At 65.2% G+C, this 221-nt stretch carries 1 protein-coding gene; it reads left to right on the top strand.

Annotated features, from left to right (window positions below):
* On the top strand, positions 1 to 221 hold a 221-nt coding region (locus AC2A06_RS19130; RefSeq protein ID WP_484381340.1), incomplete at both ends, for a hypothetical protein.

The following is a 221-nucleotide window of genomic DNA, read 5'->3' as shown; positions in this document are numbered from 1 at the left end:
GCCTATCAGCAGCACCGCACCACAAACCAGTGGTGATGTCAGCGTGCTGGCCACCGATGTGGCGGGCAATGACAGTCCGTCCGCGATCACCGCCTATGTGGACAGCACGGCGCCTGTCGCGCCAGCCGCGCCAAGCGTGGTCGCTAACCCAGACGGTACCCTGAGCGTCTCCGGTACCGCAGAGCCTAACAGCACCGTCACTGTCACCTTCCCGGACGGCA

The sequence above is a fragment of the Serratia sp. HNCC26DJ244 genome (genome assembly GCF_057180565.1).
This window is presented reverse-complemented; position numbering and strand designations above follow the sequence as displayed.